The sequence below is a fragment of the Sutcliffiella horikoshii genome (assembly GCF_019931755.1).
Classification (GTDB): domain Bacteria; phylum Bacillota; class Bacilli; order Bacillales; family Bacillaceae_I; genus Sutcliffiella_A; species Sutcliffiella_A horikoshii_E.
In genome coordinates, this window is the sequence record NZ_CP082918.1 from 1,113,413 (window position 1) to 1,140,052 (window position 26,640).

The following is a 26,640-nucleotide window of genomic DNA, read 5'->3' on the forward strand; positions in this document are numbered from 1 at the left end:
GAAGCGCAAAAGCAAGACCCGGCCAAAAAGCTTCGCGAAAAGAAACGTCCCAAGAAATTAAAATCTTACTTAGGACGTGTCGTAAGCGATTTTACTCTTTAGTAAGCAAGTTACTTGCAAAATAGTTGTAGATTTAATATCATTATCTCGAATTAATAATAATTTAATTCAAGATAGTTGGTAAGTTATGCCTTTTGGTAGCAAACTATAATAAATTACTTCAAACAAAGAGAGGAAAGATACAACATGGCAAAAGTTTTATACATCACAGCACATCCACATGATGACACATTATCCTACAGTATGGCAGTAGGAAAAGCATTCATTGACACGTACAAAGAGGCGAACCCATCAGATGAAATAGTTCATGTAGATCTATACAAAGAACATATCCCGCATATTGATGCAGATGTATTCAGTGGATGGGGAAAATTGCAAACAGGCAAAGGTTTTGAAGAACTTTCTGAAGAAGAAAAAGGAAAAGTCAGCCGATTGTCCGAGTTAACGGAACAGTTTATCGGAGCAGATAAATATGTGTTTGTAACACCACTTTGGAATTTCTCCTTCCCTCCAGTAATGAAGGCATATCTTGATTCCGTTGCTGTTGCAGGTAAAACGTTCAAGTACACAGCGGAAGGTCCGGTTGGATTATTGACAGACAAAAAAGCAATCCATATTCAAGCTCGCGGGGGGATCTATTCAGAAGGACCAGCGGCCGGTATGGAAATGGGACATCGTTACTTGACGGTGCTTATGCAATTCTTTGGTGTACCATCTTTTGAAGGATTGTTTGTAGAAGGTCATGCAGCAATGCCTGATAAAGCAGATGAAATTAAAGCAGACGCTATAGCGCGAGCTAAGGATAAAGCACACACTTTCTAAGAATGATGAACCGGGTGGCTGGTAAGCTGCCCGGTGATTTATCAACCACACCTCAAATTTCACCAACCTTCAACGAACGTTCCTTTCCTTCAATCACGTCCAATGCTATAATGTACCGAAAAGAATCTTTACATAACATGGAGGCAATATGCTAACTTTTGAACAAAAGCTTGAAATTATAGAATCATTCCCACAACTAACAAGAAAAGACGTATCTCTGAAACGGGTAAACTTTCAATATGAAGAAAGTCAAAGCGATAAGAAAAATGTAGTCTATCACTTGCACCCAAATGGCAATGGGTTTGTTTATGCCAAAGGAATCAAAGGCTATAAGACTGACGATAAAGGAATGGTGAATATTCGTGAGTTTGGTGAGGATGAACTACGTGAACTTATCAATAAGTCGATTGAGTTGTTAGGTCGAGACTATGAAGTAGAGACAGACCTTGATACAGAAGCATTTGAGGAAGAGCGTTGGGCAAATGATGAAGGACATTCTTTGCATGTGGTGCAGGAAGACGATATGTGGAATGTGTATGCCGGAAAAAATCTAGACGGAACATTTCCTTCTTATAATGAGGCAAAGCAGTACTTAATGGAAGAAGGATTCCGTAAGCGGTACTATTAAATGATTAAGGCTCCCTTCTATACATGGGAGCCTTAACTATTATCCAGTAAGTAAGTCCTCGTTTGGATATCTTACCTTGGAAGGTTTCGGTTTTGCTAAGGAATAGGCCAATGTCAACGGTCCCAGTTTTCCAAGCAACATGATGAAAACAATCACGCATTTACCGATATCTGTTAAATCCCCGGTAATCCCCATGGATAATCCCACCGTACCAAATGCGGAAATCACTTCAAATAATAATAATAGAAATTCTGCTTGTTCGGTTATCGTCAAGATGAACAATGAGAAGAAAATAAATAAAATACTAATGGTTGAAATCGCAAGAGCTTTTAATACATAGTTTTGATGTATAGAACGATTGAAAATGACAATTTCGTGTTTACCTTTTATGAAAGTGTTCACAGCCAAAATGATAATGATGAACGTTGTTAATTTGATTCCCCCACCTGTTGAAGTACTTCCTGCTCCTATAAACATAAGAAGAAGTGTCCACATAATAGAGGCAGTTTCCATGGCTCCGATATCTATTGTATTAAAACCGGCAGTTCGAGTTGTTACCGCTTGAAAATAAGAAGCCCAAATCTTTTCAATTAAGGTGAAATTTCCTAGAGTACTAGGGTTGAAGTATTCCAAAACAAAGAACACAAACATCGCAAGTATATTGATCCCCAATGTTCCAAATAGCATAATCTTTGTATGAAGGGTAAGTCTGCGAAATTCTTTTGTGTACCACAGATCTGTCAAAACGGTAAATCCTATCCCCCCAATAATGAAAAGAAAAGAAACCACAATGTTTACAACAGGATCCCCCACATATTGCATCAAGCTATCTGGCCAAATGGAAAAACCGGCGTTGTTGAATGCGGAAATGGCATGAAACACACTATAGTAAAAGCCGTCCCACCACCCGTACTCAGGAATCCATCGATAGGACAACAGTAATACCGCTATTCCTTCAATAAGGAAAGAGAATATAATAATTCTTCTGACCAGTAAGATGATTCCCCCGACGGATGTTTGATTGAGTGCCTGTTGTAATATCAACCTTTCCTGAAAGCCAATTTTTTTTCCTAACATGATAAAAATTAAGACGGCGAATGTCATAATACCAATTCCGCCTACTTGTATAAGAAACAAGATGACAATTTGGCCAAACAAGGTGTATGCGGTTCCGGTATCCACTACAGCAAGCCCTGTGACTGTCATGGCAGATGTAGCAGTGAATAGGGCATCAACCAGTGTGATGGATTCAGTAGTGGAAACCGGCAATTTCAATAATAACGTCCCTAAAAATCCGAAAAAAATGAATACAACAATCAATAGTTGCGGCGGACTGAGTTTAATAAAAGGACGGCGCCACATGGTTAGATTCCCACATCTTCAAATCGGTGGATGTCTTCGTTACGGCCGAGAATAATTAACAAATCCCCTTGGCGAATAATTTCATCTGCAGGAGGTGAAATAATGATATCCCCATCTCTTTGGATGCCTATTAATGTACAACCATACTTTGCTCGTAAATCTAAATCAGTCAGACTTTTATTACTTACTTTTTTCGATGCAAAAAGTTCAACTATACTATGGTTATTGGAAAGTTCAATGTAGTCAAAGATTTTATCTGAAACGACATGGTGGGCAACTCTTTTAGCCATATCCCGTTCGGGCTGGATAATTCTGTCCACACCGATTTTCTCCAATACTTTTTGGTGGTATTTATTTGTAGCTTTTACCCACACTTGTTTAATGCCCATTTCCTTTAGAAGCAGACTTGTAAGAATACTTGATTCAATGTCATCCCCCATGGAGACAATAGCATGATCGAAATTGCGGATTCCTAGGGAATTAAGTGTGGCTTCGTCTGTTGCATTGGCCTGAACAGCATGTGTAGCATATTCGCTTATTTTGTTGATGTTGTCTTCGTCTTTGTCTATAGCGAGTACATCTACCCCAAGTGTGGAGAATTCCTCAACGATGCTGCCTCCGAACCGGCCCAATCCAATGACAACAAATTGCTTCTTCATGTTTATTCCTTCTCTCTAAAAAAATAGGTTTTCTTGGTGTGATCTTTAGATCAGGGATAAGAACGCAGAAAGAGACCATCTTTGCAACTCAAAGAATGGTCTCCTTTATAACAATCAGACCCTTCTCTCAATACGCTTACGAGGTTAGCTGTCGGGTTAGAGGATGAGAGTCCTCTTCGCATAAGTGCAATTCACCCCAAGATATTCCGAAAATTATCAGGATATCAGTATGGTTCCCCCGCTCTGTAAAGATTAAGCAATAGGTTAAAATGTATAGAATGATGATACTTAATTTACTCCCCTTTTTTAACTTCGTCAATAGATAATTTGTAAAAAACATGTAAAGCGTTTTCAACTTGAACTATGGCAGAAAAATGTCCTTATCAAAAAAATAATTTATATGGAGAGTGTAAGATAGTACTTTATTAAGATAAAATTGCTATAATTATGTAAAGCACTTCAGTAAAAAAGGCGATACTTATAATTAATTGCTCATATTCACATAAAAACATGTATATGGTAGAAATCAGTAGATAAATATGACTAGAAACCAGGCAAGGGAGGGAGCATTCATACACACTCATAAAATTTGGAGGATATTAACCTTCATACTAGTAGTATGTTCATTAATATGGGTTGTTCAAACAGAGTGGTTTTCCATTTTTAAGAGTGGTGATATTGAACAAATTCAATTGATGTTAGAAGAGGAAATATATTTCTTATTATTACTAACCTTCTCCTTAATGCTAATTCAGAACCTGTTTACGCTCATCCCGATTGTAGGGATAATAGTTATTAATATTGCTTTGTTTGGACTGGTATGCGGGTATATATGGAGTCTTGCTACAAGCTTAATTGGCGCACTGGTCGCTTTCGTCGTCTTTCGTTATTGGTTCCAATCGCTCCTTATCAACAAGGTTAAAAAATCATATCTAGAAAAGTTGGAGCAGAATGGTGTTTTTTTCGTTTTATTATTGCGATTGATCCCATTTGTTCCATCTAGCTTAATAAATATAACAGGTGGTGTGAGTTCCATCAGGTTAATGCCCTTTCTGACAGCTACCTTTATCGGAAATGCACTTTATTTATTATTACTAAGTTTTGTAGCTAACGGGTTATTATCAGCAGACATTGAGGGCTATATGCTTGTTGCATTATTGGTTGCTATACTGCCGAGTATATATCTGTACCGATATCTTAAAAAGAAAAGCGGTTTAGGAGAAAATGAGAAAAGAAAAGTAAGAGGCGGCTAAACAAAGACCGGGCAATTTCGCCCGGTCTTTTTGTCTAAGGATAAGAAAGTATACAATACTGTTGATTTCCGTTCCAGGCGCTTCGCTTGCCTGCGGGCGGTCCGTGAGCCTCCTCACTCCGTTGCGGGGTCTCACCTGTCCCTTCCTCCCGCGGGCGTCTGCGCGCCTTCCACTCCAATCAACAAGGTAGCTTCATTCACCATAAAGTCAGAAAAGATATCTAACCGAGTTATTGAAAAATCAATAACGTTTTTTTTGCGTAACTTCTAGCTGTGTATTGGAGCAAATTGCGGAGACTCCTACGGGGAAGTAGCGGCAATGTTGAGACCCCGCAGGCTTGCCGAGGAGGCTCAAGGTCGCCCCGTGGAAAGCGTAGCCATTTGCGGAAAGGAACGGCGGCGATAAACCAATAACAGAGGTTTTTACTTTTAAAGAACCTGGCGAAAATTCCGCCAGGTTCTTGTTTTGTTTTATCAGTTATTCGTTCCGCCTAACCTTGCGTTGGTAGAAAATAAAGATAGGTAGTGGGATGATAATCCATCCAAAACTCTTAATCAATGTATTCCAGGCCATTTCTCTGTTACGTTCTTTCTCTTGAGAGACAACTGTGTTATATTCGGCAAGCAATTCGTCATCATCAATTTCTGGCTCTGAAATCGGTTTGCCTGACTCATCATATTTTGTTTTATTGGCAATCTTCATCTCCTTATACTCGCTATAAGTTTGATAATAGCTAGAAGGGGAAACAATATCTGCAATTGCCATAAAAGCTGCGACACTTCCTCCGATGGTCATCATCAAGGTCATAAACAAGATTACATAATAATAGACTACTCGTATCATACTAATGCTCCTTCCTCATCAATAATGGCAGACCTTTAAGCAACTCATGAAATAGAGCTACTAATAAGATATTTTAGATATGAAACTTATAGAATTTAAAAAACGTAAGAATAGAAAAGAATGAAGAGGTTAAGGGAGGTAGTATTAATGTTGATATTATTTTTTATACAACTCACGGTCGTGCTGATATTTTTATTAATTGGATGGGCTATCGTAAAAAAGGAGGCATATGGGCTGATATCTAGTTTTCGTTCTCGTCCTAAAGAAGAGCAAGAAGAATTGATTCAAAATGGCTATCCGCAAAAAACAGGAAAGCTCCTCATTGGGACAGCAATCGCCTTATTAATCATGCTTCCTTTACTATTTACTTCTTTCCCTTATGCTATGGAAGTTCAAATAGGGGTAATGGTAGTCCTATTGTTGGGAGGATTCATATATCTTTCCAAATATGAGGTGCCAAAAAAACGTAAAAAAAGCTACATCATTAGTACATCTATTGCTGTTGTCACATTTAGTTTTTTATTTGTCGTTTCTTACTTAGGTTTTCAAGAGGCTGAATTAACTTTGAAGGAAAATTCATTTGAGATAAGTGGAGTTTATGGTGATGAATGGAGGTTTGAAGACATCACACAAGTCGACCTAGTGGAGGAAATGCCGGAAGTGCTTTTACGTACAAATGGATATGGAATGCAATCCATCTCTAAAGGGCACTTTAAGGTCAAGGATTATGGAAGCAGTCTGCTGTTTATTTATAAAGGACATTCGCCCTATTTATTAATAAAAACAAATGATGATACTATCTTCATTAACGCAAAAGATGCAGAAAAAACAAAAGATTGGTATTATCAATTAGTAGAGCAGTCAGGTAAAGCAGAATAGTATTAATTCTTTAATTTTCCAAGAAGGGAACATTAAATCATGACCTATTTATTATTGGTTGTCGGATTTGCATTGTTGATCAAAGGGGCCGACTGGTTTGTGGATGGTGCATCTAGCATTGCCAAGATCCTCCGTATTTCCCCGTTGTTGATTGGATTGACCATAGTAGCATTTGGAACAAGCTCGCCGGAAGCGACAGTAAGTATTCTAGCAGCGTTAGATGGAAGTGCTGAAGTTTCACTGGGAAATGTTATTGGAAGTAATATCTTTAACATTACTCTTGTAGTTGGATTAACTGCTCTTTTGAATCCATTAAAAGTGGAGAGCGAAACAATTAGAAAAGAAATACCTTTTACCTTGTTAGGAAGTGCTGTCCTACTTGTGTTAATCAGTGATATTGCGCTGCAAGGTTTTTCTGAAAACTTGCTTACTAGAAGCGATGGGTTAATCTTTCTATTGATTTTCGCTGTGTTTATGTATTATATTTTTGAAGTCGCAAGAAATAATCGTGATAAGATTCCTGTAGAAGAAACTTCAGAGAAAGCAACTTGGGGAAAGAACATTTTTTGGACTATCATCGGGTTAGCTGCCATTATATTCGGTGGAGAATTAGTGGTAAGAAATAGTACGGAAATTGCTGTGTCATTAGGTATGAGTGAAACACTTGTCGGATTGACAATTGTAGCAATTGGTACCTCCTTGCCAGAACTTGTTACCTCTATTATGGCAGCAATCAAGAAACAAAGTGAAATTGCCCTGGGTAATATCGTAGGTAGTAATATTTTCAATATTTTATTTGTATTGGGAACTTCCTCCCTAATAACTCCACTACCTGTAAATAGCAAAATATTTGTGGATATTGGTTTGTTAGTAGTGTTAACGGTAATTCTCTTAGTATTTTCAAGAACAAATTTCCGAGTTGGGAAAATAGAAGGAACCTTTTTGGCTATAGCTTACGTCTTATATTTAGTATTTATCATTATAAGAAATTGAGGTTTAATTGGTATGGAAGAAATTTTGATTTTATTGAAGTACATATTCCTTGGAATTTTCCAGGGGATTACTGAACCAATTCCCGTCTCTTCAAGTGGTCATGTAATGATCTTGCAAAGACTCATGGGAATGGATCTCGAAGGTCTAACATTCGAGATAGTTGTAAATGCAGCATCCTTAATTGCCATCCTTATTATTTATCGTGAATCAATATCGAGACTTTTCTTCGGGGCATTAAGATTTGTGGCGAAAAAAGATAAGGAAGATAAAGCAGATTTCATGTTTGTCATTTATCTTATTGTCGGAACTATCCCTGCAGGAGTTATTGGGGTTGTATATGGCGATGTAATATCGGAGGCCCTTGATAATATTAAAGTTATCGGTGTTACTTTGATTGTTACAGGTATTGCACTCTGGTTGATTCGTAACTTAAGAGGTAGAAAGAATGATGCAGAACTTTCTTTCAAGGACGCAATTATTATAGGGTTGGCACAGGCTGTGGCCTTGATTCCAGGGATAAGCCGTTCTGGTGCAACTATTGTCGCTGCAATGGCGCGTGGAATGAAACAGGAGACAGCACTGAGATTTTCTTTCCTTCTTTTTATCCCTGTCAGTGTAGGGAGTATCCTGTTGGCAATTAAAGACCTAATCGGAATGGATAATGTTAACGAAATCCTATTACCATACTCATTGGCATTTATTGCTTCTCTTATCGCTTCGTATTTCTCTTTAAAATGGTTTATGGGAATCATGGCAAGAGGTAATTTAATTTATTTCTCCATTTACTGCTTCATTGTCGGAACGCTAGTAGTACTCTTTTTATAATGAATCTTAAAAAACACCACTTTTTCCAGTGGTGTTTTTTTATTGCTCAGGTAAATAAGAATGATGGAATAGTCGTCTGGTAATTTCGTTTGGATGAAGACGTGAGTGACGAAGGAAAAGGAGAAAAGAGGTCCTCATCGCCGGGATGAAGACCTCAGTGACGAGAAAACAGAAGGAGAGAGGTCCTCATAATCGTCATGAAGACCTCAGTGACGAGAAAACAGGAGGAGAGAGGTCTTCATGATCGTCATGAAGACCTCAGTGACGAGGAAACAGAAGGAGAGAGGTCCTCATGAACATCATGAAGACCTCAGTGACGAGAAAGCAGGGGAAGAGAGGTCCTCATTTCCCTTATTTTTTGTGTAAGCATATTATTAAAATGTTACATATATATATGTTATAATGGAGTTAAGTAACATTAAGGAGGAGAATCTTATGGAATATGTTGAGGCTTTAAAAGATCGCAAATTTATCCATGAAATTAAAGACTATTTAAAAAACTACTCCTTAAGAGATTACTTGTTTTTTGTAATGGGAATTAACATGGGGCTAAGACTTAGTGAACTTCTGCATGTTAAAGTGGAAGATGTGACACTGGATGGAAAAGTAAATGACTATTACCTATTGGAAAATGGGCATTTTATATATATGAATAAACATGTCAAACAAGCGATAGCCGACTATCTTCATAAAAGAAGCCTTGAACCAGAGGATTACCTTTTCAAATCTCAAAAGTGCAGTTCACCGATTACAAGGCAACAAGCATATCGCATTATTAATAAAGCAGCGAAAGAAGTAGGTGTGCCTGGTAAAGTGGGTACTCATACTTTGCGCAAGACCTTTGGCTACCATGCATATAGAAGCGGTGTTGCAGTTTCTCTTCTCCAAAAACATTTTAACCACACTTCACCTTCTGAAACACTCCGTTATCTTGGAATAGACAAGCATGAAAAATTATCTGTAAGAATTGATGTCAATTTATAAGGGGGAATAAGATGATACAAGGTGCATTCAATGTTGATTATTTTATTTTACTTACCGCATTTCTTCTGATTGTTGGAGTTATAACAACTAAATTCTCATCAAAACTAGGTGTTCCAGCCCTCGTATTGTTCATAATTGTTGGTATGATGGCAGGCAGTGATGGACTTGGTTTCATCTATTTTGATAATGTAAAGTATGCTCAATTAATCGGTATTTTTGCTCTCGTCATTATCTTGTTTGAGGGTGGTTTGCAAACAAAATGGGGAACAGTGCGCAAGGTCATTAAACCTTCTTTATCATTGGCCACCGTAGGAGTAATTTTGACTTCGGCACTGGTTGCAGCATCTGCCAAGCTTATCCTGGATGTGTCTTGGTTAGAAGCATTCCTGTTTGGAGCCATCGTTGGATCCACAGATGCAGCAGCAGTATTTGCCGTATTAAAAGGACAGAACATTAAAGCGCGGATGGGTGCAACCCTTGAGGCGGAATCCGGTACGAATGATCCGATGGCAGTGTTTTTGACATTATCTTTTATTGAATTGCTTACTGCCTCCAATCCTAGTTACATAGGGTTTATCGGAAGCTTCTTCTGGCAGATGGGAATTGGTTTACTGTTGGGATTAGGTCTTGGTAAGCTGGCTTCCTATTCCATTAATAAGATAAACCTCGATTCCTCTGGATTATATCCTGTCTTTGCCATGGCATTCGCGCTTTTAACTTATAGTATCGCAGCACTGATGGGTGCAAGTGGACTATTAGCGGTTTATGTGGCAGCTTTGATTGTTGGTAACAACGAACTTACGTATCGCCAGTCGATTTTCCGATTTAATGAAGGGTTTGCGTGGATGATGCAGATTCTTATGTTTATCATATTGGGATTACTGGTCTTCCCAGGACAGTTGTTCCAGTGGGATATTATGCTTAAGGGATTGTTATTATCGGTAATTTTGATAGTTGTAGCTAGACCTATAGCGGTATTCCTTTCCACATTAGGCATGGATTTCAGTATCAAAGAAAAAGTGTTTCTATCATGGGCGGGTCTACGTGGAGCAGTACCAATCGTTCTCGCTACATTCCCGATGATTGCCGGTATTCCTAATGCTCAACTATTCTTTAACGTAGTATTCTTCGTCGTCTTGACATCAACTCTTGTACAAGGATCTACCATTACATTGCTTGCAAAAAAATTAGATCTAACTGGACCAAAGAAGATAGCACCTATACATTCTTTAGAGTTAGTTTCCATTGGTAAAGCAAATGCAGAAATCATTGAGTTCCAGGTAGAAGAGGATCTGGATATGGTCGGAAAAACACTTGCTGAGTTGGAATTTCCTGATAAGACACTTATTAATGCCATCATTAGAGCGGGGATCCTTGTGACACCATCTGGTGATACTGTCATTAGGGATAAGGACTTCTTGTATATACTAACATCAAGAAAAAGTAAACTTGCTTTAGAAGAGTTCCTGAAAAAGAAAAAAGAGGTTGAGCCTGTTATGGATGGGGAAGAAACTGAAATGGAAGAAGAAGATTCCAATAAAAAAGAAGATATTAAAGAAACCGTTTAAAAAACTAGGATAGCCTTATGGTTATCCTAGTTTTTTGGTAGAATGGAGCGACAAATTTTTTCGGTAATAAATTTTAAAATGTAAGCAATCATTATATATAGAGGCACAGAGATAAATTCATTCCAGTGAAAAGGAGTATAAAGGCCGAGTTTTTCAGCAACTGGTTCTGCAATCAACGATGCTCCAGCAGCCAAAACAATATTTGCGTAAAGAAATCCCTTACCTTTTTGAAAATATTGATAGAGAAGCATATAAGTAATGGGGATGAGACAATAGTCAAACACGTACGATTTAGGCAAAAAGGGACTTAGGTTGTACGTGTACCCCCAAAGTCCAAGTTCATACCCCAAGCCGTCCAGGTTGGATGCGACGATGATCCAAAGCAGTCCATATATGGTGATTCTAGGGAGGTGTTTTGATTTTTTTAGCTTCCAAAATACTGTCCAGCATATTATGAATGTAGTTACCATGATCCACCACTGCCAGGAGAAAACGACATGTTCCAGCCAAAAATTCAAATGGGATTGGACCGAAGATTGATTTTTATTAAAAATATCTATGTATTGTTCCTTAATGGACATATAAAAAGCCTGCTCTCATTGTAATGGATATGAGTAGTTTTTCTATTTTATTGAAAATGATACCTCGTTTGGTTTGGTTTCGAGTTACCCTTTCTTTTTCTTTTTTCAATTATATAAAAAAGGCTGTTTTCTGATACTTGTTACTAAACCCGTATAACCAACAAGTATGAAGAAAAGAGCCTTATTTAAGTCTTCCCGACTACTATTGAAGAGGCCACTGAGAAAGTACTTGATTTTACTTTTTGGTTAAACACCGCTGTTGATTTCCGCAAATGTCTTCGCTTTCCGCGGGGCGACCTTGAGACTCCTCGGGCTACGCCCTGCGGGGTCTCAACATTGTCGCTACTCCCCCGCAGGAGTCTTCGCCATTTGCTCCAATCCACAGCTCGAAATCACCAAGTACAATATGAAATCAGTTTTTCAGTGGCCTCCTATTGAAGTGGGAGTTTTTTTCTACTTAATAATTATTGGCCACTATTTTGTGTACCTTGCCATCCGCCGAAGCCAGGACCACCGCCGAAACCAGGACCACCGCCGAAGCCAGGACCGCCACCGAAACCAGGACCTCCGCCGAAACCAGGACCACCGCTGAAGCCAGGACCACCGCCGAAGCCAGGACCACCACCGAAGCCAGGACCACCACCGAAGCCAGGACTGCCGCCGAAGCCAGGACCACCACCGAAGCCAGGACCACCGCCGAAGCCAGGACCGCCACCGAAACCAGGACCACCGCCAAAGCCGGGACCACCACCGAAGCCAGAGCCTGGATAACCGCCAAAGCCTCCACCATAGCCGAAATTATTAAATAGAGCACTGCCAAGTAAACCTCCTGCAATCCCTCCCAATAAAGGGAACCCAAAGCCAAAACCTCCAAATCCAGGTCTACCACCATATCCTGGTCTGATAGAGCGTTGTCCTCTATGTCCGTGCCATTGTTGTTGTAAAAGCATTTTTTTTCCTCCTAACTGTACCTACCGTGTATTGTATGTGCATCCGTCCAAAACTCGTGGGCAAATGTCTTAAAAGAGGGAATTTCAAATAATAAAAAGCGTTTGTTACCAGAGCAAATAGAAAAAGAACCGAGAAGTAACTCCCGGTTCTGGCTCAAGTTCTCTTATTTAGAAAAACAATTTTAAGAAGCGACCTGCCTCTTCACAGAAACCTTGCGATTGGTCTCAGTAACCATGGATGAAGCACGCTGGTAAGCACAGTACACTAGAAATACTGCAATTAACACATATCCAATCGCGAAATCAGGCGCTGCGTTCACTGCAAGCTTAGGAGCATGCATGAATCCAACGAAAGATAAGAAGGCACCAATCAAGGCAAAATAGGAAGCACGACGGTAATCCTGGTCGATAATATAAGCGGTAATGGCACCAAGGACAATCGCCGTAAACATAGCCCCTTGGCCAAGAGGTACAATTCCTTCTGATATACCGGCGACCACTTCACCTGCACTATTATTGAAACGAGTCATTACATAGTTAGCGAAATAAGGTAGCATGGCAATCGCAACGGCCGGGAAGTATTTTTTGTCATTGGATCCGAATGCTGTTGCCACCATGGATATTCCAACAAATACAAGAATTGGTGCTACTGCAGCAAGCGGTATGATGGCTGCAAGAGCAGCAATAACTCCTGTCATAGCAGCTAGACCGAATACAATTGCATTTAAAATGCTATATCCTCTACCGGCACCCATCCATTTTGATCCTACTGTTGCAATGTACACAGTAGTGGGGAAGAGGCCTCCAAAAACAGCCCCAAGCATTGTTCCAACCCCATCCACTGCCTGGCATTCACGAACATCATAAGAGTCTCCTTCTGCAGACATGGCATCAACGTTATTCATCGTTTCAATGGCATTGTACAGCGTAATAGGAAGGATGATTGCCAATAGACCAATTAAAGCTCCAAACAGGTAGGTCATCCCTTCAAAAGCGGCTAAAGTTGGCAATATTGGATAAAACCCAATGTTATTCAATCCATCTGCTATTTGAGAGGGAGATTGATAGCCTAAAGTGAAAGCTAAAACAGTACCGATAATGACTGCAAACAGGGAAGCAGGAATTTTGAAAGGCATGGCCATTTTTCCTACAACTCCAACAATGATAATGACTAAAGCCACCAAACCAACGACAGGAATGGAGAAGGTGTTAAATAGCATTTCACCAGCGATAAACGTGAGGGCAACACCGGCAAGTGCTCCAAGCATAGCGGCACGTGGCAAATGATTTCTTACCCAGTTTCCTGTAAAGCTTACAAGAGTTTCAATTAACCCGCTCAAAAACGCAGCAGCTACAGCAATTTTCCACGCAAGTTCCGGGTTGCCGGTTAATGCATTAGCCGGCGCCAATACACCAAACAGGAAGACAAACATAACTGGGGTGCTTATTCCGTATGAGAGGGCGGTGACATCCGTTCTTCCTTCTTTTTGTGCAAGGCGATTGGCCATAAATGCATAATATAGATTTCCGACCATAACAGCAACGGCGGCACCAGGTATTACTTTACCGAATACGATGCTTGCTGGAAATCCCATACCTAGCATCGTTACGGCAATGATGACGAAGTTTGCCAAGTTGTTTTGAAAAAGTGCGAAGAATGCATCTGTATCTTCTTTTTTATACCATGGATAATGTACAGTAGTAGCTTTCATAGGACGACCTCCATAAGGTTCAGTTAGTTGGTGATGCTGATTGGTTCTTCTACAAATGTTATTTGTCCATCTTGAAGTGACTGGACTCTGGCTAGTGATTCTATAAGATATCCTTTGTCCTCTAGAATCTGTCGGCCCGGTTGGAAGGTCTTTTCAATGACAATACCGATACCGGCTACAGAGGCACCAGCTTGTTTCACTACATCTATTAATCCTTGTGCAGCCTGTCCGTTAGCAAGAAAGTCATCGATGATCAACACTCTATCGTTTTCAGCTAAGAATTCCTTTGCCACCGTGATTTCACTTGTTTCTTGTTTGGTAAAAGAGAAAACCTCGCTAGTATAAACGTTATCTTTCAAAGTCAGGGATTTCTTTTTTCTTGCAAAAATAAGGGGAACACCAAGGGTATGTGCGGCGAAAAAACTTGGTGCAATTCCTGACGATTCGATGGTTATCACTTTAGTAATGTTCAAACCAGAAAATCGCTCTGCAAATTCCTTTCCAACCTCTATCATCAGTCCAGTGTCGATCTGATGGTTTAAGAAAGTATTAACTTTTAGAACCCCGTTTGGTAAAACCGTCCCTTTTTCAAGAATGGTTTGTTGTAGTAATTTCATGTATGTTCTTCCTCCTCCTGAAAATAAAAAATCCCGAAAGTTGTAAGCGGCACAAGATCTACAAGTGACCACTTTAAACTTTCGGGAATGCAAATAATCGACCCAGGTGGTTGAACCTAAGTACGGGAAAATTAAAGTATCACTCGTAGTCAAGCCATTTACGGTAGCTTGGTAGAGACTTGTAGGCCATATTCCCACTATTATACGAGTTATTTATTATATTGTTTGGATTATGAAGTGATTATAAAGGAAAAAGCTCGTTTTGAAAAGGGTTTTTGGAGAAAAACACGAATAAAAATATAAAATATTGATGATGGATTCGGAAAAATTAAAAAAAACCGGTTGTATATACCCGGTTTCTTTAGAAAACTAGCTATTGTTTTTTATTTTCTCTTTTATCTTTTTCATTTCAGTGTAGATATCTTCTTTATTCACATTTAACTCTTTCGCGATTTCCTTGAACGATTGCCCACTTTCTTTTTTTGCTATAATTTCAGTAACATCCACTTTACCCAGCTTGGAAAGAATGGATGCTTTCACCAATGTGTGCAATTCCGACCCGTTTTGAAGAAGTTTTTCCAGTTCCGGCTGTTCTTTGTTTAAATAGGTAGAAAGGTAAGGAACAATTTTATCCTTGTTTTGTTCCAAGTATTCGTTATATTTCTTCCAATGACGATGGTGGTCATGACTGGACTCCTTTTGGTGTTCGTGTTTTTCCTCAGGAGAAGCGAGTACGTTTGGAACGGATATAGTTGATGCTGAGAACAGCAACAATGATAAGACAGTCAAGCAAAATAGTTTTCTCATCTTATTTCCTCCTTTATAAATAGTCCTATTAATTTTCCCGAAAAAAGAATTATTATCATGTTATCTATGAAAGTGTTCAACTGAAATGCAGAATAATTGCACTAAATCTTAATTCACTTTCCCAATAGCCTTCTAAATCTTCTTACCTTAAAATGGAATTAGGGCTATAGAACTATATTTTCTTTATTTTTATATTTTGCATTGATGGAATAGGAGGTAAGGATGTTGAAACGAAAACTTATGCTCATTTCATTGTCAGGTCTAGTAGTAGTGCTCGTTGGTTACTTTACCTATGAATATACTAGCTTTACGATAGTAAATTCAGAAAGCGGCATTACAGGTTTTATCCAAGAACATTTAGGAGACCGGGAGAAAAAGCCATTGTTATTGGAAACGTATCCAATTGAATATACCAATAATGTGGTTGCTACATTTGAGCATAATGAAAATGAATTGGGAGCAGTTATTTTTCAAAAAGGTTTATACGGGAAATTGAAACCTGAAAAAGTATTGCTGAATCGGTCCTTTTATTCAGAGATTATTGATACGAAAAAGGGAACGTTTATCCTATTCATCGGAGAAAATAAACAAACATCCATACAGACCATTGAAACAGATATTGTTAAAAGGGGGGAGAGAGTGAAGTTAGCCGTTCCTCCTCAAAAATATTTCTCACAGATCATGAAAATGGATCATGTCTCAAAAATTGAGTCAGCACCTAAATATATATATAGAACTTTGAAAGGAGCCATATCTGGGGCCGCTGATAATATGGAGGGAATGGAGGTGATGTTCGTGGACGAAGAACATCAATCCTTTCTAATCTATTCTGAAGAGGACTCCATATTAAAAACGGTTCTTGGCGTCTATCATTATAATGATCATGGCTTTGAAGTAACCGGAATGGAGAAACCTAACTATTATTCGATGAAAGAAGAAAAAGATTTCTGCTTCGAAGAAAAAAATGTGAAGGCAGACAATGGGGAGCATACATATATTCATGGATTAGTACCAAAAAAAGAAGAGGTTCAAAAAGTGGTTCTTGAAGTGCAAAGGAAAGAGGAAGTAATTTACCAAATTTCAAGTAATGTGGTCGAAAACCAATTCCTTTTACATGTATCTTTACCGGAGCTCGCAGATGGAGATGCAAAGCTCATTAAAAAGTTTCATTTGTATGATAAAGAAGGCAAGTATATCCGTACAGAGTTGAAAGCTAGCTGATACGCTGGCTTTTTTGCTTTCACAGGAAGCGGCCTAACTTTTTATTGGTTCATCCGTTGTGGAAATATGTTTATAAACGGAGATGTTTTGAAGTATACTGACAACCATAAGTATGAACATCATCCAAAAATACCCGATGTCTTGGATTACAAATGCAATAACGGATGCCACAAGCATAAGAAAGCTTGCCATAATACTAATCACAAAAACAATTTTACTCAGACCCAAAGTTACATCTCCTCCTTAACTATAGAAGTATAACATAGTAAATAGTATTCGGTACCTTTATACCCATGTTTTAGGTAAGGTATGTTTGTAATTATACAATAAAATTGGTAATTTCATCATTACAGTTATGTAAAATATTCGCAAAGCGAAATATTCTACAACTTGGACGATAATTTTATGGAAAAGGTTCCCCAATCAATCTAAAAATGAAAGATAAATTTTTATCTTTCATTAATTTTTATTAACTTATGAACGTCTTTTAATACTTCTTCTTCCACTTCATGTCGTATCCATCCTACATTAGGTGCAAAAGCTGAATTGCCTTTGCGTATAGTATTTCCATCCTTGTCTTTCTCTTCAAAATCTATAATAATACAATCTTCAAAAGTCTTGGCAGGGGTTTTTATCTCAGCATCAACTTCCCGTATGTGATATGTGATCTCAAGATCGAAATCCTTGATTTGTTCTGTCCATTTATTGCTGGCCTCCAATGGATAGGCTATTATTTTTGTCTTTGGGAATTTCTTAATATCTTCAGCATTCCATTCAGAAGGAAATTCCTCAGACAATACGATATATCCATATATACCATCTTTCGTTTCTTCATAAAAATTACTTGTTTCCGAAATATCAGAAGAAGATTGGGCGGCCTCCAGGTCAACGATGGTCCTTACCTCAACAATTTCGCTATCGGGAACTTGACTATACAGTACTCGATAGTCTGTATGGCCTTTTTCCTCTATATAGCGTCGGAACGAGTAATCTCCTGAAGTTGGTAATAGTGGAGCTGGGGCTTCTGCCTTTCCTTGGCTCCCTTCGCTTTCTGTTCCGCACCCGGATGGAAATAGGGCGCAAAGTGCAATAAAAAGAATAACAAGTACATTTCTCAAGCCAACCCCTCCTTGAAAGGTTAAAGTTGAAGATAGTGTACCCATTATTCCGCTTTTTAGTTAATTTATTCCGAGCATTTCCAAAAATGGTGCGAAATCTTCACAGAAGTAATAAAACATAGGTTGATCTTTCTCGTTGAAGATTAGGATATAAGGCTTTTCTGCATCCGGAAAAATAAAAATGACTTGCGTTACAGGCTGCTTAAATACTTTCGTTTCAATATCTTCGGCAGGATCAAAAATCACCTTAATCATAAACCCTGTTTTTGGAGTAGGGTTAAGTTTTGGGTAGAGGGAGTCTGTACTTTTTACAAGCTTTAGGGCTTCTTCCTTGTTTTTCTCATCTAAAGGTATGGATTTTATTACCTTACCTTGTGTAACATCAAAGACTTCTATTGGAAGCGGCTGTGCTGAAAAGGTCATAGGAAAAATTCCACAGAAGAGCAATAGAAGCAAAAACATTTTCCTCATTAATATCACCTCTCTTCTAGTATGAAGCAAAAGAAGTGAAATCATGAGATACTTTAGTCCTCGTGACCCAGAAACCGATAACCGATGTATAGAATTAGTAAGCAGCCTAAGGTAATTAAGATTAAATCAAAACCGACGCAAGAAGATTGTAGACATAGTTCCCCCATATAAATCCTCCCAATTACAATTTTTTAACTATATGAAAATGAAGGTGAGTTTATGCTTTCTCGCCTTAAGTAAGCGGTTACATTTAACGCGCTGTTAATTTCCGCAAACGGCTTCGCTTTCCGCGGGGCGGCCTTGAGCCTCCTCACTTCGTTGGGGGGTCTCAACAATGCCGCTACTCCTCCGCAGGACAAGGAAGGCTTCGGCAGCAATACATCGCACGAAGAAAATGCGTAGCATTTTCGAGGAGTCTACGCCTTTTGCTCCAATTAACAGCTGAAAACCTCATAATAATTTAGTTTTTTTTACTACCTAAAAGTCGAACGGAGGCGGTTGCTCTTGTTCGACTTTCTTGTTTATTCCACTTTTTCTTTTTCGTCTTGAATCTTTTCTTTCAATAACGTGACAGCCTCTTCCTTGTCGTAGGTGAATAGAATCATGTCGTCGGTAAGATATCCTGTATATTCAAACACTATATAAGCGGGTGTATTTTCAATATTGTAATCTGGATACTTCTCCGCTGCCTCATCTAATCCGATGACTACGTCACTGTCCTTGAGAATGATTTCGATATCTTCAATTTCTGACAGTGATTCATCTTCTTTTTGTTCGACCACTTCAATATAAGAAAAACGATCCGGAATGTGTGTAGGCATACCGCAGGCTGTTAGAAAAAGGAGGAATAAGGATAGAATAAAGATTTTCTTCATTTATCAGCACCTCCATTCCTTTTATTATTCGACATAATTAGTGAAAACCCTTTTCTGAAATTAGTGCTTTTCGTGGACGTGCTCTCATACATTGTTAGGGACAACTCTCTTACAAATGAGGTGAGGATATGGAGCAATTTTTTTTATCTGTTTTTGAATTTTTCACCACATTGGGGGTTTGGGGGATCGCTCTCGGTTTAATGGTGGAGGTCATTCCTAGCGAAATCGTCCTTGGATATGGTGGTTATTTAATATCTATTGGTGAGATAGGTTTTTTGGGAGCTATGCTTGCAGGGGTGATTGGAGGTACACTCGCTCAGCTTTTTTTATACTGGGCAGGGAGTATTGGCGGTAGGCCATTTCTTGATAAGTATGGGAAGTACATATTAATTCAGCCAAGGCATTTGGACATATCGGAAAAGTGGTTTCAAAATTACGGACCGATTGTCATTTTTACAGCGCGTTTTATACCGGTGGTAAGGCATGCTATTTCCATTCCGGCAGGTATAGCAAAAATGAAGTTTTTACCTTTTTTGATTTACACAGTGGCGGCAGTGATTCCGTGGACCTTTTTATTTTTATATATCGGACTTCAACTCGGAGAAAATTGGCGGGAAATCAAACATGCTGCGCAACCGCTAATCATTCCATTAATGATTTTGATTATACTTGGAGCCATCACTTATTTTGTATTTGATAGAAAAAGAACGGAATAGAAGGGGGGAGAGGTTATGTCCAAAATTGAAGCCTTCATATTGGGGATTATTCAAGGATTAACGGAATTCCTGCCAATTTCAAGTACAGGGCACCTATATTTAGGTAGGAACTTATTTGGTTTGCAAGAAGCTGGGTTATTGCTTGATACGATGCTTCACTTCGGAACGTTGATTGCAGTCCTTTATTTTTATCGGGAGGAATTTTATAAAATCATTCGTAATCCTTTTCATAAATTATCTTTCTTGTTGGTAATCGGGACGATTCCAGCCGTAATTATTGGACTTGCTTTCAAAGATTATTTTGAGGAGATTTCCAAAACAGGCGTGACGATCGGCTGGGAGTTTCTAATAACAGGCGCCTTTCTTTGGTTTGCTGATTCCATTAAAAAAGGTGCAAAAAAGATGGAGGACATTACGTGGAAGGATGCATTATTTATTGGTTCTTTCCAAGCTGCTGCGATATTCCCTGCCATTTCGAGGTCAGGGTTGACGATTGTGGCAGGTTTGTTTCGGAAGCTGGATAGGGAAACAGCGGCATATTTTTCTTTCTTGCTTTCAACACCAGCGATTGCGGGGGCTGTGTTTTTGCAAACGGTTGAAGTGGCACAGGTCGGCAGGGAGGATATTTCTTTATTCTCATTGGTTATTGGAATTTTAGCATCCTGTTTCTTTGGGTATATTGCTGTGAAATGGATGATTAATTATTTGAAAAAGCATTCTCTTCGTATGTTTGCGGTTTATGTATGGATTTTGGGAGTGGTGATTTTGGCGCTTCAATATTTAGGGTTGTTTTAAGCAAGGAAAGGCCGTGTACCATTTAGATACACGGCCTTTCCTCATTTCTTATAACTCATCAAATCCGTTTTCGACTACGTTTACTTTTGTGTATTGTCTGGACTTTTGTTCGAAGAAGTCGGATTTTCCTAGGTCTACGTCTTCGTATGCTTTTATCCATTTCAATGGGTTTGTGCGGTATCCTTCAAAGGGGCGCTTAAAACCGAGTTGATGGGCGCGGACGTTGGCGTAAAATTTGATATACGCTTCCACATCCTCCAGTTCGATTCCGGCAAAATGATCTCCGATAATATGTCTTGCCCATTCAATCTCCAGTTGTGCCGCCTGTTGAAACGTCTCCTCGACGAAAAGCTCTAGGCTTTCTGTGTTATGTTCTGGGTATTCCAGAAGGACCTCTTTGAATATTTTTACAAACAAATCCACGTGAATTTGTTCGTCCCTGTTAATATAATTGATCATCGTGCTGGAAGAGACCATTTTTTGATTTCTCGCCAGATGATAAAAAAATGCAAATCCTGAATAAAAGAAGAGTCCCTCCAAAATAACATCATACACGATGGATTTTAGCAAATTTTCTACTGAGGGTGTTTCAGCAAATTTCTTATATCCATCAGTTATGAAGTCATTTCTTTTTCTAAGGATGGGTTCGGTCCTCCAGTATTCAAACACTTCCTCCTGTTTTTTTCGCGGCACAAGACTTGATAGTACATAGGAGTAAGAATGGTTATGGATCACCTCTTGCTGGGCTAGCATAATCATAAGCGCGTTAAGGCTGGAATCGGTCAAATAGTCTGCTACTTTTCCGGCATAGTCGGTCTGAATGCTGTCAAGAAGTGCGAGAAGTCCAATGATCTTCAAAAATGCATCCTGTTCCTGTGGTGACAGGTGAGGAAATTGCTTGATATCCTGGGACATATTGATTTCAAAAGGCGACCAAAAGTTTGCGAGCATTTTTTTATATTTTGGGTAAGCCCATGAAAAAGCCACATCGTCCCAATTAAGAACATTGGAGCTTTTTCCATTTATGATTTTGGTCGATCTATTCGGTGCGTCCACATCCATTAAGATGCGTGATTTTAGTTTAGCATTCATTTGGTTTGCTCCTTTTTATTGACATGCTTATGAGTTCTTTAATGATAGCTGACTAACTTGAACATGATTCACATTCTTCTAAATCTGAAGATGTGGAACGAACATAGTAGGTTGTTTTCAATTTTTGCTTCCATGCATCAAGATGAAGTTCAAGTAATACTTTGGCCTTCACGGTGTTCGTAACATACAGGTTAAAGGAAATGGCCTGATCGATATGTTTTTGTCTTGCCGCATTCTGGGCAATGCTCCAATGCTGATCGATATGGTAGGCAGATTTATAAAACCAGGTTGTTTCTGCGTTAAGGTCAGGTGCTGTTACGGGAATCTTGTAATCTTTTTTCTCTTCTGAATATACCTTAAGGAAAATGGGATCAATGCTTGCAGAGCTTCCGGCAATAATGGACGTGGTCGCATTTGGGGCAACTGCCATTAGATATCCGTTTCGGACGCCGTAATTCGCTACTTGTTCTTGAAGCACATTCCAATCCAGTTCCGAGGCTGTCCCATAATTCCGTTTGTGAAAATAGTCACCAGTTTGCCAATCAGATCCTTCGAATGCAGGGTAGGAACCTTTTTCTTTAGCGAGCAGGGAGCTGGCTTGGATTGTGTAAAATGCAATTTTTTCATAAAGTTTGTCTGCATGAAGCACTGCTTCATTGGACTCCCATTTGATACCTTCAAGAGCAAGCAGGTGATGCCAGCCGAATGTTCCCAATCCAATGGCACGATATTTTTCATTGGTCATCTTTGCCTGCAGTACCGGTATTTCATTTAAATCAATCACATTATCAAGCATCCGAACCTGGATGGGAATAAGGCGCTCTAGTTGTCCTGCTGTTACAGTGCGAGCAAGATTAATGGAGGATAAATTACAGACTACAAAATCTCCGGGTGTTTTAACGGTTATGATCGTACCATCCTCTACGTATTGCTTTTTCGTGATGGTGGCACTTTGGTTTTGGGTAATTTCCGTACATAAATTCGTGCAATAAATCATTCCTTTATGAGGGTTTGGATTCATTCTGTTCACTTCATCACGATAAAACATGAATGGACTGCCAGTTTCTAGTTGCCCCTTCATGATTGCTTTCATAATCTCTATAGCCGGTACTTTTTCTTTCGGGAGCTCAGGATGATTGACACATTCTTCATATTTTTGGCGAAAGCTTCCAGCACCAACTTTCTCGTCAAAATAATCTTCAAGGGAATAGCCCATTAGTTTTCTAACTTCATGTGGATCAAATAAGTACCAGTCTCCTCTGCTTTCTACCTGCTCCATGAAAATATCCGGTATGCACACTCCATTGAAAAGATCATGTGTACGCATGCGTTCATCACCGTTGTTGAGCTTGCTGTCAAGAAAGGAAAAAATGTCTCTATGCCAAACATCTAAATAGACAGAAATGGCTCCTTTCCGTTGACCGAGCTGGTCGACACTTACAGCCGTATTGTTCAATTGTTTCATCCATGGAATCACTCCGCTAGATACGCCTTTGAATCCTCTTATATCACTGCCGCGACTACGTATTTTGCCGAGGTAGACGCCAAGGCCGCCTCCGGATTTAGAGAGATTTGCAATGTCTGTGTTGCTGTCATATATTCCTTGCAAGCTGTCATCAACCGTATCAATGAAGCAGCTTGAGAGCTGTCCATACGTTTTTCCTGCATTGGCAAATGTCGGTGTGGCAACGGTCATATACAAATTGCTTAGTGCCCAATAAGCTTCTTTCACGTAGTGAATCCGATTAGTTTCTTCCTTTTGCATCAGTGTCATGGCAATGATCATGAAACGTTCTTGAGGCAATTCAAGTAAGCGTTTATGATGATCGCGCGTTAAATAACGGTCAGATAATGTTTTCAGTCCAATATAGGTAAAGAGATTATCTTTTTGAGGATCAAGGACTGCCTCTAATTCATTAATTTCTTTAGCTGTGTATGCTTTTAGCAATTGAGTTTGATAAATTCCTAGTTCTGTTAAGCTTTTGATTAATGAGTAAAAATCTGTATAGGGCTTGGAGATGTTTCTGTTGCTGCATACTTCCTGTTGCAGCTTTTGTGATAATAACCTTGATGCAACATAGGTCCAGTCAGGTTCTAGTTCATCCACGTGATTGAGCGCTTCTAGTATTAGTTGGTTTGTAAGTTCATGTTGATTGTTGTGATGGAGCAGTTTATCAATAATTTTGGTAGTTTTTTGTAAGAAACCTGTTGTTTCAAGTTTTGGAAACTCAGATAGAACAGTTTCTAAATGGCTCTGGTAATCTTGATCGCTAGGTCCATTCTCTTTATGTACAGTTTTGGTATGTACGGTCATTTTTTTCACTCTCCACTTCGTCTAAAATAAAAAAATCCACTCAATAGTTGAGTGGATCAAACGATCATAGAAAAAAGGGAAAGAGTGCAGGAGGGTTCTTAGGTTCCTAGAAAATATGCTGAGGTGCGTCAGAAATAATCAAAGAACCTTGTCCTGTTTTTACCATGTTCTATGTATCGTTTCATCTTCTCAACTCCCGAAGAAAGAGAAACTAAATCGGTAAAGGCAGGTCTCCTGACTCGTGCTTCTTCCTATTTTGAACCTTCCCATACAAGAGCCGTTAAGCGTTCATGTACAGTGGTTTCTCAAAATCGTCTGCACTTACAGTTGCGGGAACAGTCCCGGATTTTCACCGGATTCCCTATTAAGTCTATAAAAAGACACCTTTATCGCAAAAGTTAAAATTACTATATGTAGATATATAGATGTTTCATTTAATCTATATATGGTATTTTGTGTGAATGATAGTACTATCATAATGGATACACAAACAAATGGCAAGACATTTTATGGAGGCTTCGACGTGAAGGTGAAAAATCCTGCCGGGGTCTGACCCCGGCAGGATTTTTTTATTGTTCTTGTAATATTTGCTCTATAGAGCCGCTGATTTGAATGTCTCTTAGGATGAGTCCGGAGTTGATGAATTGTAGGCTGAGTTCCGGGCGCAGGCCTGTAATGATTGGTGTGATGCCTATTAGCTTGAGAGAGCGGATAAGCAGGTCCATGGTGTGCAGAACTGTTTCATCTAAACGGTAAACACCGGAAAAATCAATGATGAGGTTGGAAATGGAAAGATTCTTACTTTTCTCCAACGTCTCTTCTATCAGTATTCCAGCGCGAATCTCATCAATTTCTCCGACAAGCGGCAACACTCCCATCCCTTTTTGTAAAGGGACTATCGGGATAGACAGTCGAATGTAAGAAGCTTTGGTTTCTAACATTTTCTGTTCAGTAGCGATGGAAAAGGCGTGACTGAATCCATAAACGATAATATTGAAAATTTCATCTATTAAAATGAAAATATCTGTAATCTGATTCATATGAAGCCCAGCTTCCACACCTTCACGTTGTATAAACTCCCATAGACATTTTTTATATAACGTCATATTAGAGAGCGTTTCTTCAAGTGATCCGCCAGCCTTCACAGACATGAATCCTACAGATTCTCCCCATTGTTTGGCGCGGTCTAAAACATTGTTTTCAGGATCGAGGACATATTCACCTAAGAATACCAATAACGTTCTAAAGATTTCCTTGACCTGAACTTCTACTTCTTCTTCTCGATATTGCGGTACATCAGGATAAGCATTCTGTATTTCCGATAGCATGCTAGCAGCTACTTCATTCTGTGAATCTATTAATTTTTGTCCTATTAGGGAGTGTGCCGTCTTGGTCATGGTAGAATCCTTTCTTATTTACAGTAGTATTTTAATCTCTAGTTTTATTTCTATTTTAATTTAAAGTCTAAAAGATGTATATCATTTACTAGATAAGAATAGGAAATAAGCAGTATTTTTGGCTAATAATACGTAAAAGAGGTATAATTTCATAATATTGAACAGATAGGAGTGTTTGTATGGAAAGAATTCAGTTAGCAGAAGATGTTTCCCTCTCTAGAATTGTACATGGAATGTGGCGTTTGAATGATTGGGGTTACAGCAAGGAAGAGGTTGTGGAATTTATAGAACAGTGTTTGGATCTTGGAGTTACAAGCTTTGATCATGCAGACATCTATGGTAATTACACAGTAGAAGAGCAATTTGGACAAGCATTAGAACTCAAACCTTCACTAAGGGACAAAATAGAGATAGTGACGAAGTGTGGAATCAAGCTAATATCATCTAATAGACCAGACCATAATATAAAATATTATGATACAAGCAAGGAGCATATCATTCAATCTGTGGAACGTTCATTAGAAAATTTTCGAACAGATTATATAGATATTCTTTTAATACATAGACCAGATCCAATGATGGATCCAAGTGAAGTGGCAGAAGCCTTCACTAGGTTAAAAGAACAAGGGAAGGTAAAGCGTTTTGGCGTATCCAACTTTGCACCTTCTCAAGTTAAGTTACTCAACTCCTATTTAGATGAACCGTTGGTAACTAATCAGATTGAAATTTCGGCTACCCATTTGGAGCACTTCGATAAGGGAACAATCGAACAGTGTCAAATGGATAGAATCTCTCCGATGGCATGGTCTCCTCTTGGCGGAGGAAGTATTTTCACAAGTACAGATGACAAGGTAAAACGTGTAAGAAATGTATTGGAGAAAATACAGGGAGAAACAGGGGCAGAATCTATGGACCAGGTATTATATGCTTGGTTACTAAATCACCCTTCTAAAATTATCCCAATTGTGGGCTCAGGAAAGCTAGAAAGAGTAAATTCGGCGGTTTCTTCATTGAATATCACATTAAGTAAAGAGCAGTGGTTTGAAATATTAGAAGCATCCAAAGGAAAAGAAGTAGATTAATTTATTATATTTTCAT

Annotated in this window: 27 protein-coding genes and 3 riboswitches; of the genes, 12 read left to right on the forward strand and 15 right to left on the reverse strand. The window is 38.9% G+C overall.

The window, feature by feature from the left end; all coding sequences use genetic code 11:
* Positions 1 to 246 precede the first annotated feature (246 nt).
* On the forward strand, positions 247 to 882 hold the full coding sequence (locus tag K7887_RS05770; RefSeq protein ID WP_010198619.1) for an FMN-dependent NADH-azoreductase: 636 nt from the start codon (positions 247 to 249) through the stop codon (positions 880 to 882).
* Between the two features lie 148 nt (positions 883 to 1,030).
* Complete coding sequence (locus K7887_RS05775) at positions 1,031 to 1,510, forward strand: hypothetical protein (protein WP_223492596.1); 480 nt, start codon at positions 1,031 to 1,033, stop codon at positions 1,508 to 1,510.
* A gap of 39 nt (positions 1,511 to 1,549) precedes the next feature.
* Here K7887_RS05775 and K7887_RS05780 read toward each other — a convergent pair whose 3' ends face one another.
* Positions 1,550 to 2,872 (reverse strand): TrkH family potassium uptake protein, encoded by a 1,323-nt coding sequence (locus tag K7887_RS05780; RefSeq protein ID WP_223492597.1) that lies wholly within the window; start codon positions 2,870 to 2,872, stop codon positions 1,550 to 1,552.
* A 2-nt stretch (positions 2,873 to 2,874) separates the two neighbouring features.
* On the reverse strand, positions 2,875 to 3,531 hold the full coding sequence (locus K7887_RS05785) for a potassium channel family protein (RefSeq protein WP_223492598.1): 657 nt from the start codon (positions 3,529 to 3,531) through the stop codon (positions 2,875 to 2,877).
* A 119-nt stretch (positions 3,532 to 3,650) separates the two neighbouring features.
* Positions 3,651 to 3,800, reverse strand: a riboswitch (cyclic di-AMP (ydaO/yuaA leader).
* 270 nt (positions 3,801 to 4,070) lie between these two features.
* On the opposite strand from K7887_RS05785, the gene K7887_RS05790 reads away from it, so the two are divergent.
* Positions 4,071 to 4,784, forward strand: coding sequence for a TVP38/TMEM64 family protein (locus K7887_RS05790; protein WP_223492599.1), 714 nt, complete (start codon positions 4,071 to 4,073; stop codon positions 4,782 to 4,784).
* Between the two features lie 477 nt (positions 4,785 to 5,261).
* Here K7887_RS05790 and K7887_RS05795 read toward each other — a convergent pair whose 3' ends face one another.
* Positions 5,262 to 5,627 carry a hypothetical protein gene (locus tag K7887_RS05795; protein WP_223492600.1) on the reverse strand — a complete coding sequence of 122 codons (366 nt, stop codon included), beginning with the start codon at positions 5,625 to 5,627 and terminating at the stop codon, positions 5,262 to 5,264.
* Between the two features lie 147 nt (positions 5,628 to 5,774).
* Here K7887_RS05795 and K7887_RS05800 point away from each other — a divergent pair, with 147 nt between their 5' ends.
* The 5 genes from K7887_RS05800 (at position 5,775) to K7887_RS05820 (ending at position 10,876) form a co-directional block, all read left to right on the forward strand.
* Positions 5,775 to 6,506, forward strand: coding sequence for a DUF3784 domain-containing protein (locus K7887_RS05800; RefSeq protein ID WP_223492601.1), 732 nt, complete (start codon positions 5,775 to 5,777; stop codon positions 6,504 to 6,506).
* A gap of 39 nt (positions 6,507 to 6,545) precedes the next feature.
* Positions 6,546 to 7,499, forward strand: coding sequence for a calcium/sodium antiporter (locus K7887_RS05805; RefSeq protein WP_223492602.1), 954 nt, complete (start codon positions 6,546 to 6,548; stop codon positions 7,497 to 7,499).
* 12 nt (positions 7,500 to 7,511) lie between these two features.
* Entirely contained in the window at positions 7,512 to 8,324 is an 813-nt protein-coding gene (locus K7887_RS05810) for an undecaprenyl-diphosphate phosphatase (RefSeq protein WP_223492603.1), read from the forward strand.
* A 435-nt stretch (positions 8,325 to 8,759) separates the two neighbouring features.
* Positions 8,760 to 9,308 (forward strand): tyrosine-type recombinase/integrase, encoded by a 549-nt coding sequence (locus K7887_RS05815; RefSeq protein ID WP_223492604.1) that lies wholly within the window; start codon positions 8,760 to 8,762, stop codon positions 9,306 to 9,308.
* Between the two features lie 11 nt (positions 9,309 to 9,319).
* The gene (locus tag K7887_RS05820; protein WP_223492605.1) at positions 9,320 to 10,876 is read left to right on the forward strand and encodes a potassium/proton antiporter; all 1,557 of its coding nucleotides are present in this window, start codon (positions 9,320 to 9,322) and stop codon (positions 10,874 to 10,876) included.
* Positions 10,877 to 10,902: 26 nt separating this feature from the next.
* Here the strand turns inward: K7887_RS05820 and K7887_RS05825 are convergent, their stop codons facing one another.
* The 5 genes from K7887_RS05825 to K7887_RS05845 form a co-directional block, all read right to left on the reverse strand.
* Positions 10,903 to 11,457 carry a CBO0543 family protein gene (locus K7887_RS05825; RefSeq protein WP_223492606.1) on the reverse strand — a complete coding sequence of 185 codons (555 nt, stop codon included), beginning with the start codon at positions 11,455 to 11,457 and terminating at the stop codon, positions 10,903 to 10,905.
* A gap of 464 nt (positions 11,458 to 11,921) precedes the next feature.
* Positions 11,922 to 12,407, reverse strand: a complete 486-nt coding sequence (locus tag K7887_RS05830) for a hypothetical protein (RefSeq protein ID WP_223492607.1) — start codon at positions 12,405 to 12,407, stop codon at positions 11,922 to 11,924.
* Between the two features lie 182 nt (positions 12,408 to 12,589).
* Positions 12,590 to 14,119 (reverse strand): NCS2 family permease, encoded by a 1,530-nt coding sequence (locus K7887_RS05835; protein ID WP_223492608.1) that lies wholly within the window; start codon positions 14,117 to 14,119, stop codon positions 12,590 to 12,592.
* 23 nt (positions 14,120 to 14,142) lie between these two features.
* Complete coding sequence (locus K7887_RS05840) at positions 14,143 to 14,736, reverse strand: xanthine phosphoribosyltransferase (protein WP_223492609.1); 594 nt, start codon at positions 14,734 to 14,736, stop codon at positions 14,143 to 14,145.
* Positions 14,737 to 14,862: 126 nt separating this feature from the next.
* Positions 14,863 to 14,964: riboswitch (purine riboswitch) on the reverse strand.
* Between the two features lie 141 nt (positions 14,965 to 15,105).
* On the reverse strand, positions 15,106 to 15,543 hold the full coding sequence (locus K7887_RS05845; RefSeq protein WP_223492610.1) for a hypothetical protein: 438 nt from the start codon (positions 15,541 to 15,543) through the stop codon (positions 15,106 to 15,108).
* A 222-nt stretch (positions 15,544 to 15,765) separates the two neighbouring features.
* Here K7887_RS05845 and K7887_RS05850 point away from each other — a divergent pair, with 222 nt between their 5' ends.
* Positions 15,766 to 16,764 carry a hypothetical protein gene (locus K7887_RS05850; protein WP_223492611.1) on the forward strand — a complete coding sequence of 333 codons (999 nt, stop codon included), beginning with the start codon at positions 15,766 to 15,768 and terminating at the stop codon, positions 16,762 to 16,764.
* Between the two features lie 33 nt (positions 16,765 to 16,797).
* Here the strand turns inward: K7887_RS05850 and K7887_RS05855 are convergent, their stop codons facing one another.
* From K7887_RS05855 to K7887_RS05870, 4 genes are all read right to left on the reverse strand, one after another.
* On the reverse strand, positions 16,798 to 16,992 hold the full coding sequence (locus K7887_RS05855; protein WP_223492612.1) for a hypothetical protein: 195 nt from the start codon (positions 16,990 to 16,992) through the stop codon (positions 16,798 to 16,800).
* 221 nt (positions 16,993 to 17,213) lie between these two features.
* Positions 17,214 to 17,882, reverse strand: a complete 669-nt coding sequence (locus tag K7887_RS05860) for a hypothetical protein (RefSeq protein WP_223492613.1) — start codon at positions 17,880 to 17,882, stop codon at positions 17,214 to 17,216.
* A gap of 60 nt (positions 17,883 to 17,942) precedes the next feature.
* Positions 17,943 to 18,353, reverse strand: coding sequence for a hypothetical protein (locus K7887_RS05865; RefSeq protein WP_223492614.1), 411 nt, complete (start codon positions 18,351 to 18,353; stop codon positions 17,943 to 17,945).
* Positions 18,354 to 18,874: 521 nt separating this feature from the next.
* Entirely contained in the window at positions 18,875 to 19,228 is a 354-nt protein-coding gene (locus K7887_RS05870; RefSeq protein ID WP_223492615.1) for a hypothetical protein, read from the reverse strand.
* 128 nt (positions 19,229 to 19,356) lie between these two features.
* On the opposite strand from K7887_RS05870, the gene K7887_RS05875 reads away from it, so the two are divergent.
* Together K7887_RS05875 and K7887_RS05880 are read left to right on the forward strand one after the other, a co-directional pair.
* Entirely contained in the window at positions 19,357 to 19,944 is a 588-nt protein-coding gene (locus K7887_RS05875; RefSeq protein WP_223492616.1) for an undecaprenyl phosphate transporter UptA, read from the forward strand.
* Between the two features lie 15 nt (positions 19,945 to 19,959).
* A complete protein-coding gene (locus tag K7887_RS05880) occupies positions 19,960 to 20,739 on the forward strand; it encodes an undecaprenyl-diphosphate phosphatase (RefSeq protein ID WP_223492617.1) in 780 nt (259 codons plus the stop codon).
* 48 nt (positions 20,740 to 20,787) lie between these two features.
* Here K7887_RS05880 and K7887_RS05885 read toward each other — a convergent pair whose 3' ends face one another.
* From K7887_RS05885 to K7887_RS05895, 3 genes are all read right to left on the reverse strand, one after another.
* Positions 20,788 to 21,831, reverse strand: a complete 1,044-nt coding sequence (locus tag K7887_RS05885; protein WP_223492618.1) for a ribonucleotide-diphosphate reductase subunit beta — start codon at positions 21,829 to 21,831, stop codon at positions 20,788 to 20,790.
* A gap of 52 nt (positions 21,832 to 21,883) precedes the next feature.
* Positions 21,884 to 24,145: a ribonucleoside-diphosphate reductase subunit alpha gene (locus K7887_RS05890; RefSeq protein WP_223492619.1), complete on the reverse strand. Its 2,262-nt coding sequence runs from the start codon at positions 24,143 to 24,145 to the stop codon at positions 21,884 to 21,886.
* A 207-nt stretch (positions 24,146 to 24,352) separates the two neighbouring features.
* Positions 24,353 to 24,548: riboswitch (cobalamin riboswitch) on the reverse strand.
* 166 nt (positions 24,549 to 24,714) lie between these two features.
* A complete protein-coding gene (locus K7887_RS05895; RefSeq protein WP_223492620.1) occupies positions 24,715 to 25,542 on the reverse strand; it encodes an STAS domain-containing protein in 828 nt (275 codons plus the stop codon).
* 179 nt (positions 25,543 to 25,721) lie between these two features.
* On the opposite strand from K7887_RS05895, the gene K7887_RS05900 reads away from it, so the two are divergent.
* The gene (locus K7887_RS05900) at positions 25,722 to 26,624 is read left to right on the forward strand and encodes an aldo/keto reductase (protein ID WP_223492621.1); all 903 of its coding nucleotides are present in this window, start codon (positions 25,722 to 25,724) and stop codon (positions 26,622 to 26,624) included.
* Positions 26,625 to 26,640: the final 16 nt, after the last annotated feature.

What these genes read in the sequence shown, in the direction of transcription:
- K7887_RS05770 (WP_010198619.1), top strand. Translation starts at nt 247, where the DNA reads ATGGCAAAAGTTTTATACATCACAGCACATCCACATGATGACACATTA.
- K7887_RS05775 (WP_223492596.1), top strand. Translation starts at nt 1,031, where the DNA reads ATGCTAACTTTTGAACAAAAGCTTGAAATTATAGAATCATTCCCACAA.
- K7887_RS05780 (WP_223492597.1), bottom strand. Translation starts at nt 2,872, where the DNA reads ATGTGGCGCCGTCCTTTTATTAAACTCAGTCCGCCGCAACTATTGATT.
- K7887_RS05785 (WP_223492598.1), bottom strand. Translation starts at nt 3,531, where the DNA reads ATGAAGAAGCAATTTGTTGTCATTGGATTGGGCCGGTTCGGAGGCAGC.
- K7887_RS05790 (WP_223492599.1), top strand. Translation starts at nt 4,071, where the DNA reads ATGACTAGAAACCAGGCAAGGGAGGGAGCATTCATACACACTCATAAA.
- K7887_RS05795 (WP_223492600.1), bottom strand. Translation starts at nt 5,627, where the DNA reads ATGATACGAGTAGTCTATTATTATGTAATCTTGTTTATGACCTTGATG.
- K7887_RS05800 (WP_223492601.1), top strand. Translation starts at nt 5,775, where the DNA reads ATGTTGATATTATTTTTTATACAACTCACGGTCGTGCTGATATTTTTA.
- K7887_RS05805 (WP_223492602.1), top strand. Translation starts at nt 6,546, where the DNA reads ATGACCTATTTATTATTGGTTGTCGGATTTGCATTGTTGATCAAAGGG.
- K7887_RS05810 (WP_223492603.1), top strand. Translation starts at nt 7,512, where the DNA reads ATGGAAGAAATTTTGATTTTATTGAAGTACATATTCCTTGGAATTTTC.
- K7887_RS05815 (WP_223492604.1), top strand. Translation starts at nt 8,760, where the DNA reads ATGGAATATGTTGAGGCTTTAAAAGATCGCAAATTTATCCATGAAATT.
- K7887_RS05820 (WP_223492605.1), top strand. Translation starts at nt 9,320, where the DNA reads ATGATACAAGGTGCATTCAATGTTGATTATTTTATTTTACTTACCGCA.
- K7887_RS05825 (WP_223492606.1), bottom strand. Translation starts at nt 11,457, where the DNA reads ATGTCCATTAAGGAACAATACATAGATATTTTTAATAAAAATCAATCT.
- K7887_RS05830 (WP_223492607.1), bottom strand. Translation starts at nt 12,407, where the DNA reads ATGCTTTTACAACAACAATGGCACGGACATAGAGGACAACGCTCTATC.
- K7887_RS05835 (WP_223492608.1), bottom strand. Translation starts at nt 14,119, where the DNA reads ATGAAAGCTACTACTGTACATTATCCATGGTATAAAAAAGAAGATACA.
- K7887_RS05840 (WP_223492609.1), bottom strand. Translation starts at nt 14,736, where the DNA reads ATGAAATTACTACAACAAACCATTCTTGAAAAAGGGACGGTTTTACCA.
- K7887_RS05845 (WP_223492610.1), bottom strand. Translation starts at nt 15,543, where the DNA reads ATGAGAAAACTATTTTGCTTGACTGTCTTATCATTGTTGCTGTTCTCA.
- K7887_RS05850 (WP_223492611.1), top strand. Translation starts at nt 15,766, where the DNA reads ATGTTGAAACGAAAACTTATGCTCATTTCATTGTCAGGTCTAGTAGTA.
- K7887_RS05865 (WP_223492614.1), bottom strand. Translation starts at nt 18,353, where the DNA reads ATGAGGAAAATGTTTTTGCTTCTATTGCTCTTCTGTGGAATTTTTCCT.
- K7887_RS05870 (WP_223492615.1), bottom strand. Translation starts at nt 19,228, where the DNA reads ATGAAGAAAATCTTTATTCTATCCTTATTCCTCCTTTTTCTAACAGCC.
- K7887_RS05875 (WP_223492616.1), top strand. Translation starts at nt 19,357, where the DNA reads ATGGAGCAATTTTTTTTATCTGTTTTTGAATTTTTCACCACATTGGGG.
- K7887_RS05880 (WP_223492617.1), top strand. Translation starts at nt 19,960, where the DNA reads ATGTCCAAAATTGAAGCCTTCATATTGGGGATTATTCAAGGATTAACG.
- K7887_RS05885 (WP_223492618.1), bottom strand. Translation starts at nt 21,831, where the DNA reads ATGAATGCTAAACTAAAATCACGCATCTTAATGGATGTGGACGCACCG.
- K7887_RS05890 (WP_223492619.1), bottom strand. Translation starts at nt 24,145, where the DNA reads ATGACCGTACATACCAAAACTGTACATAAAGAGAATGGACCTAGCGAT.
- K7887_RS05895 (WP_223492620.1), bottom strand. Translation starts at nt 25,542, where the DNA reads ATGACCAAGACGGCACACTCCCTAATAGGACAAAAATTAATAGATTCA.
- K7887_RS05900 (WP_223492621.1), top strand. Translation starts at nt 25,722, where the DNA reads ATGGAAAGAATTCAGTTAGCAGAAGATGTTTCCCTCTCTAGAATTGTA.